This is a genomic window from Gordonia ajococcus, from assembly GCF_012974285.1.
Classification (GTDB): Bacteria; Actinomycetota; Actinomycetes; order Mycobacteriales; family Mycobacteriaceae; genus Gordonia; species Gordonia amicalis.
Genome location: NZ_CP052884.1, coordinates 665678 through 684932, shown reverse-complemented (window position 1 = coordinate 684932; position 19255 = coordinate 665678). Strand labels below are relative to the sequence as shown.

Genomic DNA, 19255 nt, shown 5'->3' with positions numbered 1-19255 from the left:
AACCCGTCTGGAACCCTGCTGTCAGGTTCCTGTGAACCGACGATCCCTGCTGTCGGGTGTCGCCACTACATTGGGCTCATGGCTGCAACCCTCGCCCCAGACCAGCTGACCGCCGCCAACCGCGTGATCACCAGCCTGGCCGGTGAGGGCGCCCGGCTGCGCGAGGACCAGCTGCGAGCGGTGACCGCGCTGGCCGGCGGTGAGCCCGGCACTCCCGGCGCGCGGGTCCTGGTGGTCCAGGCGACCGGATGGGGTAAATCGGCCGTCTACTGGTCGGCCACCGCGATCATCCGTGCCGGCGGCGGCGGACCGACGCTCATCGTGTCCCCGCTGCTGTCACTCATGCGCGATCAGGTAGCCGCGGCGGCTCGCGGCGGTCTTTCCGCGGCGACGCTGAACTCGTCGAACGTCGACGAGTGGTCGGCGATCGAGGCACAACTGCGGGCGGGCGAGCTCGACGTCCTGCTCGTCTCCCCGGAACGCCTCGCGAATCCCGGTTTCGGACGTCGTGTGCTCGACGCCCTGGCCGGCAACCTCGGGCTGCTGGTGATCGACGAGGCGCACGCGGTCTCGGACTGGGGTCACGACTTCCGGCCCGACTACCGCCGCGTGGCCGACGTGCTGCGCTCGGTCAACCCGACGACGCCGGTCCTGGCGACCACCGCCACCGCCAACGCCCGCGTCACCGAGGACGTCGCCACGCAGCTCGACTCCGGTTCCGACGCACCGACGCTCGTCCTCCGCGGACCACTCGCCCGAAAGTCGTTGCACCTCAACGTTCTCGACGGGCTCTCGCCCGTGCAGCGGTACGGCTGGGTGGCGCAGGCCCTCCCCCATCTCCCGGGTTCGGGCATCGTCTACGTCCTCACCGTCGCCGACGCCGACCGGCTCGTCGAAGCCATCCGGGCGGTGCACGGGGACTCGGTAGAGGTCGCGGCCTACACCGGACAGCTCGATGCCGGCCGCCGGCACGAACTCGAAGATGCATTGCTGCACAACAAGGTCAAGGCACTGGTGGCGACCTCTGCCCTGGGGATGGGCTACGACAAACCCGACCTCGGCTTCGTCGTGCACGTCGGTTCACCGCCGTCGCCGGTCTCCTACTACCAGCAGGTCGGCCGTGCCGGGCGCGCGCTGGACGACGCCGTGGTGATGCTCCTGGCGTCGCAGACCGACGACCGGATCTGGGAACACTTCGCCACCGCCACGATCCCCGATCCCGACAAGATGCGTGACCTCCTGGCCGTCCTTGAGGCCGCCGACGAACCGCAGTCGGTCATCCAACTCGAGGCGGCCACGCGCTTCCGCCGCACGCGAATCGAGTTGATGCTCAAGCAACTCGCCGTCGACGGCGTCACCGATCGCACCCCGGACGGCTGGGTCGCCACCGGCAAACCCTGGACCTACGACGCCGCCCACTACGACGGCGTGCTCGCCGTCCGCCGCCGCGAGGCCGACATCATGCGCGCCTACATCGCCGGACGCACCTGCCTGATGCGCCTGCTGACCGAATCGCTCGACGACCCGCAGGCCGCCGACTGTGGCCGCTGTTCGGTGTGCCGAGGTGCGCTGAGTGAGGGACTACCCGACACCGCGGACACCGAGGTCGTCCGCACCGTCACGTCGACGCTGCGCCGCAAGGCCTCGACCCTCGATCCGAGGAAGATGTGGCCGGGCGGCGAATTCGGCCGTCGCGGAAGGATTCCCGCCGACCTCCTCGCCCAGCCAGGCCGCGTCCTGGCCCACGCCGATGCGCCCGAATGGGCGGAGGTACTGGCCGCCGCCCGCAGCGGCGACGAACGCGCACTCGGCGAACTCGGCGACGCAGCGGTCGCGACGCTGGCGGCGTGGGTGCGCGAGACGGGGGTCCGCGCCGATGTCATCGTGTCACTGCGCCTGACCGGCACGAACCTGGCCGAGACGCTGGCCGAACACCTGCGCACGGTCGGGAAACGCGGCGGCGGGACCTTCCCCGTCCGTCTGGGCGATCCGCCGGCCGATGCGACCGGCGCGGTCGAAGCCGCGTATTGGCGCGATCACCTCGGCGATCCGCCCGAGGTCGCCGGCCAGAACGTGATGCTCGTCGTGGATGCCAACAGCTCCGGTTGGCCGATCACCCTGGCCGCCGCAGCGCTCCGCGAGGCCGGTGCAAACGCGGTGCTGCCGTTGCTGATCCACCGGACGGTGTGAGTCGCGGGTCCGACGGTCCCCTGGTCACCGGCCCAGCGCGAGCACCTCGTCGAATCCGTCCGCGAGGCATGCGTGGAAGATGTCGACGTCCTCGATTGCACCGGTGTCCACGTCGATGCCCAGTTCGCAGGTGTCGACGTAGGTGAGGAGGGTGACGTTGACCGCTGCCCCGATGGTGGGGCCGAAGGCGTACTGAGCTCGCAGCCGAGCGCCACCGACGTAGACCGGCACCGGGATACCGGGAACGTCGCTGCACAGGAAGTCGACGTGGCGCAGGACCGACCCGATGTACCAGCGCGGCATCAAGTTCATCGCACCGGCGATGAGCTGGGTGTACGGCAGCGAGCGCTCGTTGCGGACACGTGCGGTCCGGCGGTGGATCTGCGCGATCCGCCGTGCCGGATCGACTTCGGCGCCAGGCACATCGAATCTCATCAGGGTGATCCGGTTGCCACCGGGGGCGTCCTCCTCGGTCCGCAGACTCACCGGCATGCACAGGTGGAGGTCGCCGACCTCGGCGCCGTGCTTCTCGTGGTACAGACGGAGCCCGCCGAGGACGCCGGCGACGAAGGCGTCGTTGAGTGAACCACCGCCACGATGCCCGGCGTCGCGTAGTTGCCGCAGCGGAACCTCGTGGACGGCGAGATGCCGGACCAATGACCGGTCGGTCATCAGCGGCGATCCCGTCTCGTTGACCGGACGAACCGTGCGGTACACCGATGCGGCGGTCTCGACCGCCGCGCCGGCCGTCGCGACGGGATGACGAATGGCGTTGTACGCCAACGACGGTGCGGATCTGACCAGGTCGGTGACGGTGTTCGACGCGCGTTCGGCATCGAATCGCAACGAATCCACGTAGTCCCGCCACCACGTTTCCTCGTTCGACGACGACGCCGGGGCGTGGGGTGCGGCAGTCGGCTGTTCCGGTTCCTCGGTCAGGTCGAACAGCCGCATCGCGATCTCGATCGCGCCGACACCATCGGTGAGAGCGTGATGGAACTTGCAGACGACCGCGGCGCCGCCGTCGGCAAGCCCATCGACCAGCGTCGCCTTCCACAACGGGCGAGCACGATCGAAGTCCTCCATGGCCGCGAGCCGCGCCATCTCGAGCACGGTGTCGAAGGTGCCCGGCGCGGGGGCCCGGACCCGGCGCATGTGGAAGTCGAGGTCGAAATCCGGATACGGAACCCACCGCGGCGGCGCCGACAGCGGCGAGTACACGACGCGCTCGCGGAACATCGGCAGTTCCGCACTGATGGTCTCGAACCGACTGCGCATCGCATCCCAGTCGGGCGGGCGGTCCAACAGGATGAGCGTCACCACCGTCGATCGCAGACGCGGGTCGGACTCCATCGACCAGGTGAAAGCGTCGCTGTTGCGCATGTACTCGGTCATGACTGCCTCCGGCATCGACCGTACTCAGCCCCCGCCGCCTCCGTACCGTTTCGGCGCAGCAGAGGACTTTGTGCCTTGCTCCCTGAGTAGCCCCGGAGCGTGCGGAGGGGCGTATCGAAGGGTCAGTCGGCGACGTACTCGCCGTAGCCCAGCGAGCGCAGGCTCGCGCGGATCTTCTCGGCCGCGGCGTCGAGGTCCTCGGGGCTGGCGTTCTTGTTCGCGTTGGCGAGGTCGAAGGTCTCCAGCGACAGTCCCTGAAAGACGTGGATGTGCACGTGGGGAACCTCGAGACCGGCGATGAGCAGACCGATTCGCGGCGCGTCGAAGGCGTTCTTGACGGCCTGGCCGACCTTCTGGGCGACCCCGCTGAGATGGGCGAACAGCGAGCCGTCGATCTGTTCCCAGTGGTCGACCTCGTTGCGGGGCACCACCAGGACGTGGCCGGGGGTGACGGGTTCGATGGTCAGGAATGCGACGGCTTCGCCGTCCTTCCAGACGAAACGACCAGGGATGTCGCCGTTGATGATCATGCTGAAGACCGATGCCATGGCCCGAGTCTAGATGTTGTGGGGTCCGGCGACGGGGCGCAGCCGTGTTGTCCACGGGCCTGTCGGGGGTCCATGACATTCTTTTCGGTGTGAGTGGGCCAGAATCCTCCCGACCGGGACGCCGCGTTCGATCCAGCGCAGTCGGATCCAGTGACGTCCTCGCCCGCGCACAACGGTTCCCGCGGCTGCGGTACATGGGGTCGAAGTACCGGCTGCTCCCCCACCTCGAACGCACCTTCGCCGAGATCGGCGGGTCGACGGCCGTCGACGCCTTCTCCGGCTCGGGCGTCGTGTCCTACCTGTTGAAGGCGCAGGGCTTCGAGGTCCTCAGCAACGACTTCCTGCACTTCCCGCACATCATCACGCGTGCCTCGGTGGCGAACTCGAGTGTCCGCCTCGAACCGGAACTCGTGGAGCAGATCTGCGGGCCGGCCGCCGACGACCGCGACTACATCTCCCGCACCTTCGACGGTCTGTACTTCACCGCCGAGGACCGCGAGTTCCTGGACTCGGCGTGGTCGCACATCGACGCGCTGCGCGGCTACCGTCGCGACCTCGCCGTGTCCGCGCTGGTCCTCTCCGCCGCACGCAAGCAACCCCGCGGGGTCTTCACGTTCACCGACTCCACGCGGTACGCGGACGGACGCCGCGATCTCACGATGTCGCTGCGCGACCACTTCCGGCTACGTGCCGCCGCCGACTACAACGCCACCGTGTTCAGCAACGGCTGCAGCAGTCGAAGTGTCCAGGGCGACATCTTCGACCTCGACCTGCCGTGGTCGGCGCCACCGGACCTCGTCTACCTCGACCCTCCGTATGCGCCGCCCGCCGACGACAACGACTACATCAAGCGTTATCACTTCCTCGAAGGGCTCTCCGCGTACTGGCGCGGGATGACCATCATGGAGAACACCAAGACCAAGAAGCTGCCCAAGCGCTTCACGCCGTTCGCCTACAAGCGAACCATCGAGGATGCCCTGCTGCGCACGTTCGAACACTTCGAGGACGCGGGCGCGATCGTGCTCTCCTATTCGTCGAATGCGTTGCCGGGCAAGGACCGGATCGTCGATCTGCTGGGCAAGGTCAAGCCGTCGGTCGAGGTGATCGCGATCGATCACAAGTACAGCTTCGGCACGCACGCCGCGGCGACTCGTCGAGACGTCAGCGAGTTCCTGTTCATCGGACGGGACTGACGCCGAGCACATGAGCACTGCAGTTGACTTCGACGATTATCTGAAATCGTTGGGACGGTTGACCTCTCACGTCGACCCCACCGCCGCCACGCCGGAGGCCGAGCGGATCGTCGAGGCCACCGGACGTCTCGGCGGGCTCCTCGACACCGACATCACCGGACTCGCCGCCTGGGTGCGCGACAACCCCAACGACGTCCCGGTGCTCGGGCTGGCGGTCGGGCTGTCGCAGGAGAAGCTCAAGAATGCGTTGCGCGATCGTTTCGACACCAGCGGCTGGCACGGACTGGCGCGCACCCAGCCCGTCGAACTGGTGACCTGGCTCGACGCGGAGTTCGATCTGGTGCGGATGTTGCGGACCCAGATGGAACGCACCTACACCTTCGCCGACATCCTCGTGGCCCGCGCGGGAACCCGCGCGACCGCGACCCGCGCCGGGGCGTCGGGCCGGCGGATCGAGGACGAGATCGAGGACATCGCCCGCGACCTCGGTCTGGATTACACGACGCGCTCCCGGTTCGCCGGACGCAACGGACGCACCGCACCGGCCGACCTGATCGTCGGCGATCCGAACTCTGCCGACATCGTCGTGGCCGCAAAGGGTTTCGACTCCACCGGATCGAAGCTCACCGACGCCGTCCGCGAGATCGAGGAGATGGCCGAGGTGCGCCTCCCGACGCAGCTGGTCCTGGCGGTGATCGACGGAATCGGCTGGAAGTCACGACAGTCCGACCTCCGACGCATCCATCAGCTGTGGGCGACCCGCCAGATCGACGGCATGTACACCCTCGTCACGCTCGACCGCTTCCGCGCCGATGTCGCCGAGTTCGCCCGGTTGCGGCGCCTCATCTGACCCTTCGATACGCCCCTCCGCAAGCTCCGGGGCTACTCAGGGAGCAGATCATTCTGCGAGGAGCGGCAGCCGCACCCAGAAGGTCGCGCCCTCACCCGGCGTCGATTCGACGCCGACCCGACCCCCGTGCGCCTCCACGAGGGCGGCGACGATGGACAGGCCCAGGCCGCTTCCGCCGCCCGAACCCCGGTGGCGTGACTGGTCACCGCGGTAGAACCGCTCGAAGACGTGGTCGGCGTCTTCCGGGACCAGTCCCGGTCCGGTGTCGGCGACCGTCAGCACCACCTCCGATCCGCCGTCAGGATCTGCCTCGACCGCCACCCCGACCGTGATCGACGCGTCGTCCGGGGTGTGGTTGACCGCGTTGCCGATGAGGTTGCGCAGCACCTGCAAAAGCTTCGGCGCGTCGCCGGATACGACGGGCGGCTGGTCGCCGGTCGTCACCTCGAGCCGGATGTCCCGATCCGGGGCGGCCACCCGTGCGGACTGCACGGCGTCAGCGGCCAGGCTCAACAGGTCGACCGGTGCCGTGGCGAGGGGACGCTGCGCGTCGAGACGAGCCAGCATCAGCAGGTCCTCGACGAGCAGGTTCATCCGGCCCGCCTCGTCGTCGATGCGCCGCATGGCATCGGTGACATCGGGAACACCGCCCTGCGAATAGAGTTCGGCGAATCCCTTGATGGAGGTCAGCGGCGTGCGCAGCTCGTGGCTGGCGTCGGCGATGAAGCGTCGCATCTCCTCTTCGGAGGCACGGGCCTGCCGCTCGAAGGCAGCAGTGGTGACGAAGGCCTGCTGGATCTGGCCGAGCATCGTGTTCAGCGAATCCGACAGACTGCCGACCTCGGTGTTGGGTGCGGCCGGCGGAACTCGGCGCGTGAGGTCGCCCGCGGCGATCGCCTGAGCTGTCTCCTCGACCCTGCGCAGGGGACGAAGACTGGTCCGCACCAACAGATAACTGAGCACGCCGATGAGCACCACGACCACGGCGCCGATGGCGAACTGCAGCCAGATCAGCCGGCTCACGGTGGCATCGATGTCCGACATCGGGGTGGCCACGATCGACGTACCGAACCGGTTGCTGCGCTTGATCACCCGCCACTGGGGACCGTGCGGATCCACCGATCCGACGGTCACCGGACCGGCGTTGTCGCCGGTGAGCCGGTCGAGATCCGGGGCGTGGTCGAACTGGTTGTAGACGCTGACCGCCGAGATACCGCCCGGCCCTCGGAGAATCGACTCCACGTAGTACGGCGACGGCGGACGACGCGGCCCCGGCGGGCCGGAGCGCGGTTCGTCGGCCGGAGATCGTGGCTCAGCCCAGGTGCGGGTGGCGTTGACCAGTCCTTCGTCGGCGCGGGAGATGAGGTCCTGGCGCATCGACGAGGTGACCGCCACCCCGGAGGCCAACAGCCCGACGACCACCAGGGCGAGCGTGAGTGCGACCAGGGAGAACCGCAGTGGCACACCGCGCTTGCGCGGCTGCGGCGTCGGAACGGGTGCGGACATCAGCCGCGCGGCTCGCGCATCACATAGCCGACACCGCGCAGGGTGTGGATGAGACGCTTCTCGCCGTTGTCGAGTTTGCGACGCAGGTAAGAGACATAGGACTCGACGACGTTCACCTCACCGCCGAAGTCGTAGTTCCAGACATGATCGAGGATGCGGGGTTTGGACAGCACCGTCCCCGCGTTGACCATGAAATACCGCAGCAGGGTGAACTCGGTCGGCGAGAGCTGGACCGGTTTGCCCGCCTTGAAGACCTCGTGGGTCTCGTCGTCGAGCTCGAGGTCGGCGAAGGTGATCCGCGACGAGGCCTGCTGCTCCTCGCCGAATCCGCTGCGCCGCAGGAGCACCTGCAATCGGGCGACGACCTCCTCGAGGCTGAACGGCTTGGTGACGTAGTCGTCGCCGCCGATCGTCAGCCCGTTGACCTTGTCCTCGACCGAGTCCCGAGCCGACAGGAACAAGGCGGGGGCCTCTATCCCGTCCGCGCGGAGACGACGCAACAGACCGAAACCGTCCATGCCCGGCATCATGACGTCGAGGATCAGGATGTCGGGTTTCCTGCTGCGACATCGGTCGATCGCCGCCGGTCCGTCGGCGGCGGTCTCGACGTCGTATCCCTGGAACTTCAGCGACACCGACAGCAGCTGACGGATGTTCTCCTCGTCGTCGACGACGAGGACCTTCGCGCCGCGCGCGGCGTCGTTCTCGGCCGGTCTGGTCACACGTCTACTGTTCCAAAGTCGCCTGGGGCCTCACTGGCCGGACACTGGGAGGTTCCTGTGAGCCTCGACCTGCGGCTTATCGGCGATCCTCAAGCCGTGGGGTCGCCGTAGGCAGCAGCGATGGCCTCGGAGTCGCGCCATCGGGAGTAGGTGGGAACCTGGGGCCACCCGGCGGGCGAGTCCTGCCACTCCTCCTGGCGCCCCCACGGCAGCACGTCGAGAAGACCGAAGGTGAACCCGAGCTGTTCGGTCCCACGACCCGCGGTGTGCCAGGTGCGGTACACCGTGTCGCCGTCTCGTAGGAAGACGTTGATCGCGAAACCCTCACCCGGCGCGGCGTCGACGTCGGCGGAGAAGGTCGTCCCTGCCGAGGAGTACCAGTCCATGCGGTTGCCGACGCGCTTCTTGTAGGCCAAAGCTTCCTCGATCGGGCCGTGGGTGATGATCACGAACCGGGCGTCGTAGTCGGCGAGGAAGTCCAGTCGGCTGAACTGCGCCGTGTACCCGGTGCATCCGGGGCACTGGTAGGTCGCGCCGGGATTCCACATGTGGTTGTAGACGATCAGCTGCGACCTCCCGTCGAAGACGTCGACGAGACGGATCGGCCCGTCGGGTCCGGTCAGGGTGTAGTCCGGCATCTCGACCATCGGCAGGCGACGGCGCTGCGCGGCGATCGCGTCCAGTTCACGGGTGGCCGCCTTCTCCCTGGCGCGCAGTTCGGCCAGCGCGGCGGTCCAGGTGTCGTGGTCGGCCACGGGTGGAAGTTGATCGCTCATCGCGGTGCCCTTTCGATCGATGCGGATGGTCCCGCAGAGGCAGACCGCGGCGCGGAGCTCAACTCATCGCTGTCGCATGTACGGCGCGGCGTACCCGATCTTCATGGGTGCCTCGCCGAGCCACGCCGCCAGCTCCGCGGCCCGCGCGTCGAGTTTCCTCCGGGCCTCGGCCGGCAGGGGTTCGAGCGGGTGGATCGCGATCGAGTTGTCATCCCGGCGATACCAGCCGCCGACGATCCGCCCGTCCCACCACGCGGTCTGGCCGCCGTTGCCCACCGAGTCGAAGACCGCGGGTCCGTGATCGCCGAGATAGAAATCGCGCTCCTTGAAGCCCATCGTCGTGGGATCGAGTTCGGGCAGCAGCACCGCCTGCGGTTCGCAGTCCTCGTCGTCCCCGTCCCCGTTGTCGCTGTCACTGTCGCCGGGAAGGTCGTCGGGCAACACATGACCGACGCCGCCATCCAGGTCGACCTCTACGGTGCCGAGGTCGGCGAGCGCGGCACGCACCGCGGTCTTGGTGGAACCCAGCCACCACACGATGTCGGTCTCGGTGCCCGGGCCGTACGTGCGCAGCCAGCGTTCGATGAGGGCTTTGTGCCCGTCGTGCACACTCGGCACGTCCGGGGTCTCGCCGAGCCACACCTTCATCGACGTCCACGCCGGCCGGGACAGATGCCAGTCGAGGCGGTTGGGTCCACGGACGATGTCGCCCGAGGCGTCGAGCATGTTGAGCACCCGCGGCCCGAAATGACTCTTGCCGGCCCACGACTTGCCCTCGCCGAAGATGATCGACCCGTCCAGGGCGGGCAGTCGGCCGCGGAGTTCGGTCGACGTCAGGGACTCGCCGCCGGCGAGCTCGGCGAGGACCGCGTCCCGCGCGGTCTCGATCCAGCCCTCCGGGTCGTCGACCTCGGGAGTGCGCCGGAGATCGCGGAGCATATTGGTGCGCTCGGAGGCAGAGATGCGGGGACCGAGCGCACCGATCGACTCGGCCAGGAGATCTCGGGGGAAGGCGAAGAGTGTTCGGCGCATCGCGAGATGTCTGACGAGGGTCCGGTCCCCGTACAGCGCAGTGTCGATGTCGGCGCGGGCGAGACCGTCGACGCGCGCCCAGGCGGACAGATACACCGTCGACGGCGTGGTCGAGTGGAGGCCGACCATCGTCCTCGCGGCGTCGACGGCGGACGGCGCTCGCGACGCGGCGTCGAGATGCATGCGACGCATCAGACGGGAACGGCGCTGGGCGTCGGTGATGCGGGGTCGCACTGGCATGCCGCGATCCTAGTGATCTGCCGAGCCGAGGAAGCAGATGAAAAGAGGGAGCCGGGAAGAAGAGGGGAAGCGGGTGCCGGAGACCGGCCGACCCCCATCGACCCGGTACCCCGGCACCCGCCCGGTTGCGTGGGCCGGACGACACACAGCCCCCGACGGGCAGTGCCTGAGAACACCTCCGTGTGTCCTGCGACCGACGCATCCTTACGCTCCCGACCCCCGGTCGGGAACGCTCACCAAGGAGACCCCACCGCGCGAGCCGAGTACAGCCGCCGTCCGGAATCGGGCGCGAATATCCAGGTCAGGACGCGAACGGACTATCCGGACCGGACACGGACGAATCCGGATCCGGACGTGTTCAGGTCAGATGACCTGGTCGCTCGTGGCCGACGTGTCCGTCGCCACGTCCTCCGACGCTGGCGCCCCCGTCCCGCCTGTCGCAGAATGGGTCGGTCGATCAATCGTGCAGTCGGAGCGTGGAGTCGGGTGAGTGGATTTCGGTGAAGCGCTCGCGCGCCTGTTCGTGCAAGCGGGTCGCCCCACCCTTCGGGCATCGGCGGCCCGGGCCAAGGTCTCCGCGCAGCGCATCAGCGACTGGCGCAACGGGCGGCATCTGCCCCGCGACTTCGCGACCGTCGAACCACTCCTGGTCTGGCTGACGTCCCGGGCGGTGGCCGCGGGCGTCGCCGATGCCCTCACGATTCCCCAGTGGCGAGAACTATGGCACCGTCACCTGAATCAGGAGGCTCCCGAAACCCCGGCGCCGCCGGCCCGCCACGCCCGACCCTATGCCGGACTGGCCACGCTCACCGCCGCCGACAGCGAGCTGTACTTCGGCCGCGACGACCTCGTCGGCATCCTCGTGGACACGATCATCACCGCCGGGTCCGGGCCCTCGATGCTGTCGCCCTCTTCCCGGCTCGTCGTCGTCACGGGTGTGTCGGGCTCGGGCAAGTCGTCGCTGCTGCGTGCCGGACTGGCCCGTGACCCGCGGATCTCGACACCACGTCTCGCGGAGGTCACCCCGGACGGGCTCACCATCGCGCCGCCGGTCGACGGTGAGACCGACGCGGTCATCGTCATCGACCAGTTCGAGAACGTCTTCTCCCTTGCGGACGAGCTGCGATCGGCCACGATGCGCGAGGTCGAGGAACTCGCGGCCGACACCGTCGTGGTGGTGGGGGTCCGCGCGGACTTCTTCAGCCAGTGCGTGGAACACCCGTTCCTCGCCGACGCGTGGCAGAACCGCTGCGTGATCGTCTCGGAGATGACGCGCACCCAGCTCCGCGAGGTCATCACCGCCCCGGTCCGGCTGGCCGGTGGACGTATCGAGGCAGGCCTGGCCGATGTGATGATCACCGACCTGTACGAGGCGTCGACGGTCGGCGACCGCGCCGGGAGGCTGCCTCTGCTGGCCCACGTCCTCCAGGCGACCTGGGCACGACGGTCCGGCAACCGCATGACCCTCTCCGGCTATCGCGCGACCGGTGGCATCGCCCGCGCGGTCGCCGACACCGCGGAAGCCGCGTGGGAGGCCATCGCCCCCGAACACCGCGACCTCGCCCGCGCGGTCCTGTTGTCGCTCGTACATGTGGGTCCGGCCGGGATCGCGCTGCGGGTGCCGCTGTCGACCTCGACCGTCAGCAGCCGCTTCCCACCCGAGGTCTCGACCGTCATCGACGAGTTCGCGCAGGCCCGGCTGCTGACCGTGTCCGCCGAGTCGGTGATGCTGGTGCACGACGTGGTGCTGACCGCGTGGCCGCGCCTGGCGGCGTGGATCGCCGACGACTCCGACACCCACGTGTGGTGGCAGCAGCTCGACGCCGACACCCAGTCGTGGGTGGACAACGGCCGGAGCCGCTCGTTCCTCTACACCGGTTCGCGACTCGACGACGCCAAGCGTCACCGCGAAGCCCTGCGCAGCAACTACGTCCACCTGTTGAGCAGGGACAACGACGAGTTCCTCGACTCCGCGGTCGCGGCGCAGCGTCGGCGCCGACTGCTGCAGGTGGGTGCGGTCTCGGTGATCGCGGTCCTTGCGATCGCGGCGTCGATCACTGCGGTCATCGGCTTCCGACAGGCACACGACCTGCGACAACAGCGAAACGCCGCGGAACGCGCGGCCCTGCTGTCCCACATCGACAGCATGGAGTACTCGAATCCGTCGTTGGCGGCGCGGCTCCTCCTCGTCGCGCATCAGCTCTACCCCGACGATCCGACGGTGGCCGGGCGCCTGCGCGGCGCGGCCACCAGCCCGCTCGCCACACAGATCACCGGTCACACCGGCCCCGTGTACGACCTGGCGTTCGACCGGTCGGGCCGCTACCTCGCCTCGGCGAGCGGCGACCGCACGGTCCGGGTGTGGGAGAGCACCGACAGCACTCCGCGGTACCGCGCGGTGGCCACCCTGCACGGGTTCGGCAACTACGTCACCTCCACCGGCTTCCACCCAACGCGACCGCTCCTGGCCACCTCCAGCGGTGACGGTTCGGTCCGGATCTGGGACCTCTCCGATCCCGCCCGGCCGGTGCTGCGGGTGACGGTGCCGCTGCGCCGCGGCACCGTCTACATGGCCCGCTTCTCCGCCGACGGCCGCACACTCGCCGCCTCGTCCGACGACGGTTCCATCACGGTGTTCGCGGTGTCGCCGACCGGGACACTGCGCGAGACCGCGGTGATCCGGGGTCACCGTGCCGCCGCGCGAACGCTGTCCTTCAGCCCCGACGGACGGCTGCTCGCCAGCGGCGGGGACGACCGCGTCGTGCGTCTGTGGACCACCGGCGAGCGGCCCGCGCCCGTCGGCGGACCCATCACCGGGTTCCCCAGCATCACGCACGCCGTCGCCTTCAGCCCGGACAGTCGCTCACTGGCCGTCACCGGCGACAGCCCGAACGCCCAACTCTGGGACGTGACACAGCCGCTGTCCCCCCGGCCGCTGAGCACGGCACTCCCGACTGCCACCGCCGGCTCCTGGTCGGTCGCTTTCGATCCGACGGGTTCGCAGGTCGCCTCGGCACGCGCCGACGGCACGGTCCGGGTGTGGAACACGACGAATCGCAGTTCGCCCACGGCCCAGTGGGCGCTGCAGACCGCCTCCGAGCAGGGTTCCGTGCGCACCTTCTCGGCCGCCTTCGACCCGACCGGTGACCGCCTCGTGTCCGGACGGTCCGACGGCACTATCGACGTCTGGTCGTTGCCCGACCGTTCGGTCCCCGACCGGGGCGGCACGATCAGCGGGGTGGCCACCGACCCGGCGCAGCGCATCCTCGCGACCGTCGGCTCGGACACCACCCTCAACGTCTGGACCCTGGACGGCGCGGAGATGTCCCTGCGTTCCCGCACTCCCGTCCAGCGGCGGGTCAACGATCACCCGCGCGTCTCGGTGAACGAACGCGGAACCCTCGCGGCGACGGCCAACAACAACGGCGGTCTCGTCGAACTGTGGGACATCGGCAACCCGGACGCACCCCGTGCCGCAGCCAGACTGCCGGTCGCGACGCGCTACTCGTTCCCGGTCGGGTTCGCGCCCACCGGCAACGTCCTCGCGACCGGCGACACCGACACCACGATCGCCCTGTGGGACACCAGCGACCCCACCTCGCCGACCCGCATCGGCGCTCCCCTGCGCGGTCCGGCCGACCTCATCCGCAGCGTCGCCTTCAGCCCCGACGGCACCCGCCTGGCGGTGACCTCCGACGACAAGCGCGTGTACCTCTACGACCTGACCACTCGGGACACCAACCCGGTGACGGTGATCGCCGACGACGCACCCGTCACGCAAGCGGCCTTCGACGACGACGGCGAGGTCCTGGTCGTGGCCGCCCGCGATCTGTCCACCTGGCGGCTGCCGGCAACGGACACCGACGGTGAGGCCGAACTGATCGACCGGCACGAGGACATGTACGCCAACACGCTGTCCATGTCGCCCAACCGGATCGCGGTGGGCACCGCCACGCACGAGCTGATCAGCTTCGCGCTCGCCGACGACGGCACGCTGAGTGATCGGCAGTCGGTGGGGTCGCTGCTCAACTCCACCGACACCACCACGACCTGGCAGGTCCCGGTCCGGCTCCCGGCGGACGACGAGATCATCGCCGGCGGCGACACCACCGGCAACGTCTACGTGCACACGCTGGCCGTGCCCGAGGCCCGCGAATGGGTATGCGACAGCACGACTCCCATGACCGAGGCGCAGCGGGAGACCTATCTGCCCCACGCCGACATCCGGGGCGACTGCGACTGAGGTGGTCAGCGGAAGCCGAGCACTTCCTCGCCCCACGCCTCCCACAGGTCGCCGTCGAGATTCTGGACCACCCGGTCCTCGGCGTCGATGCGCAACACCGGTCGTCGACCGGTGTCGTAGGTCGGCCAGTCGTCACCGAGCGGGCCGGCGTCGGGTGCGCGACCGTGCGCGAACGACGTCCACCGGCGCATGAGTCTCTCCGACACGGCTTCTCCGTGTCTGCGTCCGCCGAGCAGGAACGTGATGTCCCGCGGACCCGAACCGAGATTCCCCCATACATAGGGCACCTCGGTGGCATGGGCGGCGCCGAGACCCAACAACCGGAACATCCGGGTGGTCCAGTCATATCGGTAGACATAGACGGGCGCCCGGTGTGCATGGGCGTCCGCGAGCCACAGCGTGGGCATGCGGAACGCGACGTCGCGCGCCACCCCGAGACCGGTGACCTTGGGACGCAGACCCGAGTACGCCGAAAGCACCTGTGCGCGTTCGGGCAACACCACCTCGGGGTACTCCTCGCGCATGCCGGCGAACATCCGCTCGATCTCCTCGGTCGTGATCGGCATGAGCGGCGACTTCATGTATTTGAAGAGGTTCGCCTCGTCACGGTTGGTCCCGATGATCAGAGGTACGGGCAGCGCCCGACCATCACGGTAGACGTCGAGGGGATGTTCGGGCAGCAGGTCGCCGTCGACCACCGGGGCGAAGGCGATGGTGCCGGGCGATTCGGTGGGAACCTTGGCGAACAGTTCCGTGGTCAGCGTCGAACACCTTGCGCCGTCGAGGGATTCGAGCCGTTCCACCACCCCCGCCGTGTCGCCCGGGTCCTCGACACCGGCGGTCTCGAGCAGCATCTGCGCGACGCGGGCGGCCCGGCCGGCACCGTACATCGACGTCACCGGCGAACTCTGCGCGATCGCGCGGCCGAACAGTCCCTCCGCCGCGGGCATCGTCAACAGCGCGGTGACGAGCCCGGCGCCCGCCGACTCACCGAACAGGGTCACCTTGTCCGGATCGCCGCCGAATGCGGAGATGTGGTCGCGCACCCAGGCCAGCGCCGTGAGTACGTCGCTGAGGCCGACGTTCGACTCGAAGCGGGGATCGATCGACGACAGGTCGGCGAACCCGAGCACGCCGAGCCGGTAGTTCAGGGTCACGATCACCACGTCGCCGGTGGCGGCGAGCGCCGCGCCGTCGTAGTACGGCTGGCTACCGGAACCCAGCACGTACGCTCCGCCGTGCAGCCAGACCATGACCGGCAGTGCGACGGCGTCGTGCGCATGTTCCGACGCCCCCGGCGGTGTCCACACGTTGAGGAACAGACAGTCCTCGTCCATCACGACGTCCGGGCCGAGCCGGACGGCCGGGTTGAGTTCCTGCGGGCACACGGCGCCGAACATCTGGGCGTCGATGACGGCGTCGGCGTCGCCGTCGGGGATCAGCGGCCGGGCACGACGCCATCTCAGGTCGTCCAGAGGGGGCCGCGCATATCGGATACCGCGCCAGACGTCGGCGCGGTCGGTGGCGACCCCGCGGTAGGTACCCAGTGCGGTACGAGCAAGCGGATCCGCGACCGGGGACGCCGACGTCGTCTCGGCTACGGCGGAGATACCGGGTTCGTCGTGCTCCATCTGTACATCGTGCCCTGCAAGAGGAACCACGGGTGGCCGGAATGCGCACCTCGGCTGGGTAAAGTGCAGACCATGGATGTACTACGCAACGTCGTAATTCTGCTGCACATCGTCGGCTTCGCGGTGACCTTCGGAACCTGGGTCTCCCAGGCGGTCACCCGTGAGTTCCGGTTCACCCGCGTCATGGACTACGGCGTACTGCTGTCGTTCATCACCGGACTCGCGCTCGCCGCGCCGTGGCCCGCCGGGATCGACCTGAATTACCCGAAGATCGGCATCAAGCTGGTCATCCTCGTCGCCCTCGGTGCGATCCTCGGCATCGGCAGCGCGCGACAGAAGCGCACCGGTGAACCGGTGCCGCGTGCACTGTTCTGGGCCGTGGGCGCGTTGTCGCTGCTCGCAGCCGGTCTCGCCGTCATCTGGTGACACGAGAGGTGGCGGGCGTTCGAGCCCGCCACCTCGTGGAGCCCCCTGTCAGGATTGAACTGACGACCGCTCGCTTACAAGGCGAGTGCTCTACCACTGAGCTAAGGAGGCGTGCGTGCGCGAGTATATCCACCGCGCCCGTGCCCGCCCCATCGGACCCGGTCAGGCCGGGATCGCGGCGACCGCCTCGATCTCCACCAACTGGTCGTCGTAGGCCAGTACCGAGACACCCAGCAGGCTGCCGGCCGGCTTGTGGTCGCCGAAAGCCGCGGTCACCGCATCCCACGCGACCACCAGATCGGCTTGCAGGTGTTCGGCGACGAAGACGGTGACCTTCGCGACGTCGGTCAGCGACGCGCCTGCCTCGGCGAGTGCGGTCTCCAGGTTCGCCATGCACTGCCGGGCCTGTTCGCTGACGTCGCCGGGGGCGACGGTGGCGCCGTCCTCGTCGATGGGTGCGGCACCCGCGGTGAAGACGAGACTACCGGGGGCCACTGTCGCACTTCGGGTGTGACCGTTACGGGGACCGTTGATCTGCACTGAGGACATGCCACGATCCTAGAGTGCGCCGGCGAACTGGCGGCCCCGCATGAGATCCGCCGTGTCCGGGTACCGCAGTGTCGGTACCGCCGTGTGCTGGTGGTTCGCCGACGAGATCGATTCGGTGTCAAGATCGGAACGGCAGTCGTCGACCATCGTCGACTCCGACCGACCGCGAAGGTCCGACCGATCCAAGGAGGCATGGGTGCGCGAGTTCCTCGGCCGCGCGCTTCGTCGGCTCACCGGTACCCGGCAGGCGACGATCGACACGATCGAACCCGGCAGCATCATGGTGTCGCCGCGCAAACCGATCGAACCGTTCGACGTCGCGGCGATCACCGAGGTGCTCGACCTCGCCACCAAGATCGGCGCCGTCCTGCTCGACTCGGGCACCGGCGCAATCGACACCCAGACCCAGATCAAGTTCGTCGCAGGCGTTTACGGCCTCGACGACGTCGACGTCGACGTGACGTACAACACGATCGTCGTCAGCGCCCGGCGAGGCGCCACCCTCCCGCCGATCACCACGATGGAGCAGGTCTACTACCGCTCGATGGACTTCACCCGGCTCGCCCAGGTGGACCGGCTCGTCCGGCGCATCCGCGACTCCGGCATCACCCCGTCGACCGCGCACCGGATGGTCGACGAGATCATCACCGCGCCACATCCGTACCCGCACTGGGTCGCGACGGTCGCGTGGGGCGCGATGGCGTCGGGGATCTCCGTCCTGCTCGGCGGCCAGTACCTGGTCGCCGCCCTGGCGTTCCTCACCACGGTCGCGATCGTGGTGATCAACCGGAACCTCAACCGGATCGGTACGCCCGTCTTCTTTCAGCAGCTCGTCGGCGGATTCATCGCCGTGGTCCCGGCGGCCCTCGTCTTCGGCGCGGCCGACCGGCTCGGTGTGGAGATAACACCGTCACAGGTCATCGCCGCCGGCATCGTCGTCCTGCTCTCGGGGCTGTCGCTCGTCGGTTCGGTGCAGGACGCCATCACCGGCGCCCCGATCACCGGCGTCGCCCGGTTCTTCGAACTCCTCCTCATGACCGGCGGCATCATCGCCGGTGTCGGTGTGGCCATCCGGCTGCTCGAGGCGGGCGGCATCTTCCTGCCGACGATCACCACGACCACCAGCTTCGAAGCGGTGGAACTGCCGATTCGGGTGGCTGCGGGCGCCTTCGCGGCCTGCGCCTACGCACTGGCCAGCTATGCCGAGACACGCGCGCTCGGGGTCGCCTTCCTCGGCGGCCTCATCGGTACCGCGGTCGCGGCCTCGGCGACCTTCACCTCCATCGGCGACGTGATCGCCAACGGTCTCGCCGCTGCATTCGTCGGACTCGTCGGCGGCCTGATGGCCCGCCGCGCGCTGACGCCGCCGCTGGTCGTCGCGGTCGCCGGCATCACCCCGCTCCTGCCGGGTCTGGCCGTCTACCGCGGCCTGTACGGCATCCTCAGCGAACAGACGCTCAGCGGTTTCACCTGGATCGCGAACGCCCTCGCCATCGGATGCGCCCTCGCCGCGGGCGTCACCCTCGGCGAGTTCGTCGCCCGGTCGCTGCGCCGGCCACAGCTGCCCCCGCGGCCCGACTGGAGCCTGCGGCGCCGCCTCCTCGCCCAGCGCGAGGCCCGCGAGGGGCGGGCGATCCGCCAGAACCGCCGGTGGCCCCCACCACCGCGGCGGTTCTGAGCACCCTCATCCCCCGGGTAGAATGGCGAATCGGGCGCGCCACCCACCGGCCGCTCGAGCCCGTACGGCCCCAGGCCACACCGCGACACCGCACGCACTACGAGGGGACTCACATGCCCGCGAAGACCACCGACATCGCCGACGAAGAACTGGAACCGGTAGCCGACGAGACCGCCAATTCGGCGCGTCGCGTCGTGGCCGCCTACGCCACCGACGCCGACGAATGCCGGATGCTGCTCGCCATGCTGGGGATCGCGCCGGGCGAGAACGCCTGAT

At 68.9% G+C, this 19255-nt stretch carries 15 protein-coding genes and 1 tRNA gene; 7 read left to right on the top strand and 9 right to left on the bottom strand.

Annotated features, from left to right (window positions below; all coding sequences use genetic code 11):
- Positions 1–78: 78 nt before the first annotated feature.
- On the top strand, positions 79–2190 hold the full coding sequence (locus tag GAA2_RS03105) for a RecQ family ATP-dependent DNA helicase (protein ID WP_024500185.1): 2112 nt from the start codon (positions 79–81) through the stop codon (positions 2188–2190).
- Positions 2191–2214: 24 nt separating this feature from the next.
- Here the strand turns inward: GAA2_RS03105 and GAA2_RS03100 are convergent, their stop codons facing one another.
- Both GAA2_RS03100 and GAA2_RS03095 read right to left on the bottom strand, forming a co-directional pair.
- On the bottom strand, positions 2215–3585 hold the full coding sequence (locus tag GAA2_RS03100; protein WP_024500186.1) for a wax ester/triacylglycerol synthase domain-containing protein: 1371 nt from the start codon (positions 3583–3585) through the stop codon (positions 2215–2217).
- A 122-nt stretch (positions 3586–3707) separates the two neighbouring features.
- Positions 3708–4133, bottom strand: coding sequence for an HIT family protein (locus GAA2_RS03095; protein WP_006435829.1), 426 nt, complete (start codon positions 4131–4133; stop codon positions 3708–3710).
- 194 nt (positions 4134–4327) lie between these two features.
- On the opposite strand from GAA2_RS03095, the gene GAA2_RS03090 reads away from it, so the two are divergent.
- On the top strand, positions 4328–5326 hold the full coding sequence (locus tag GAA2_RS03090; protein WP_159404504.1) for a DNA adenine methylase: 999 nt from the start codon (positions 4328–4330) through the stop codon (positions 5324–5326).
- A gap of 10 nt (positions 5327–5336) precedes the next feature.
- On the top strand, positions 5337–6176 hold the full coding sequence (locus tag GAA2_RS03085) for a hypothetical protein (RefSeq protein WP_006435831.1): 840 nt from the start codon (positions 5337–5339) through the stop codon (positions 6174–6176).
- A gap of 48 nt (positions 6177–6224) precedes the next feature.
- On the opposite strand, the gene GAA2_RS03080 is transcribed toward GAA2_RS03085, so the two are convergent.
- The 4 genes from GAA2_RS03080 to GAA2_RS03065 all read right to left on the bottom strand — a co-directional run bounded on the left by GAA2_RS03080 (position 6225) and on the right by GAA2_RS03065 (position 10452).
- A complete protein-coding gene (locus tag GAA2_RS03080; RefSeq protein ID WP_191834712.1) occupies positions 6225–7682 on the bottom strand; it encodes a sensor histidine kinase in 1458 nt (485 codons plus the stop codon).
- Positions 7682–8404 (bottom strand): response regulator transcription factor, encoded by a 723-nt coding sequence (locus GAA2_RS03075; protein WP_159404506.1) that lies wholly within the window; start codon positions 8402–8404, stop codon positions 7682–7684. The genes GAA2_RS03080 and GAA2_RS03075 overlap by 1 nt, the downstream gene beginning before the upstream one ends.
- A gap of 89 nt (positions 8405–8493) precedes the next feature.
- Complete coding sequence (locus tag GAA2_RS03070) at positions 8494–9180, bottom strand: DUF899 domain-containing protein (protein ID WP_159404507.1); 687 nt, start codon at positions 9178–9180, stop codon at positions 8494–8496.
- Positions 9181–9243: 63 nt separating this feature from the next.
- Positions 9244–10452, bottom strand: coding sequence for a winged helix DNA-binding domain-containing protein (locus tag GAA2_RS03065; protein WP_159404508.1), 1209 nt, complete (start codon positions 10450–10452; stop codon positions 9244–9246).
- A gap of 490 nt (positions 10453–10942) precedes the next feature.
- Here GAA2_RS03065 and GAA2_RS03060 point away from each other — a divergent pair, with 490 nt between their 5' ends.
- Complete coding sequence (locus GAA2_RS03060; RefSeq protein ID WP_159404509.1) at positions 10943–14695, top strand: WD40 repeat domain-containing protein; 3753 nt, start codon at positions 10943–10945, stop codon at positions 14693–14695.
- Positions 14696–14700: 5 nt separating this feature from the next.
- Here GAA2_RS03060 and GAA2_RS03055 read toward each other — a convergent pair whose 3' ends face one another.
- Entirely contained in the window at positions 14701–16326 is a 1626-nt protein-coding gene (locus GAA2_RS03055; RefSeq protein WP_159404510.1) for a carboxylesterase/lipase family protein, read from the bottom strand.
- Between the two features lie 72 nt (positions 16327–16398).
- On the opposite strand from GAA2_RS03055, the gene GAA2_RS03050 reads away from it, so the two are divergent.
- Entirely contained in the window at positions 16399–16752 is a 354-nt protein-coding gene (locus tag GAA2_RS03050; RefSeq protein ID WP_159404511.1) for a Fe-S protein, read from the top strand.
- A 36-nt stretch (positions 16753–16788) separates the two neighbouring features.
- On the opposite strand, the gene GAA2_RS03045 is transcribed toward GAA2_RS03050, so the two are convergent.
- Both GAA2_RS03045 and GAA2_RS03040 read right to left on the bottom strand, forming a co-directional pair.
- A tRNA-Thr gene (locus GAA2_RS03045) sits at positions 16789–16863 on the bottom strand.
- Positions 16864–16914: 51 nt separating this feature from the next.
- Positions 16915–17301, bottom strand: coding sequence for a RidA family protein (locus GAA2_RS03040; RefSeq protein WP_159404512.1), 387 nt, complete (start codon positions 17299–17301; stop codon positions 16915–16917).
- Positions 17302–17497: 196 nt separating this feature from the next.
- On the opposite strand from GAA2_RS03040, the gene GAA2_RS03035 reads away from it, so the two are divergent.
- A complete protein-coding gene (locus GAA2_RS03035; protein ID WP_159404513.1) occupies positions 17498–18979 on the top strand; it encodes a threonine/serine exporter ThrE family protein in 1482 nt (493 codons plus the stop codon).
- 113 nt (positions 18980–19092) lie between these two features.
- Positions 19093–19254, top strand: coding sequence for a hypothetical protein (locus GAA2_RS03030; RefSeq protein ID WP_005200235.1), 162 nt, complete (start codon positions 19093–19095; stop codon positions 19252–19254).
- Position 19255 lies beyond the last annotated feature (1 nt).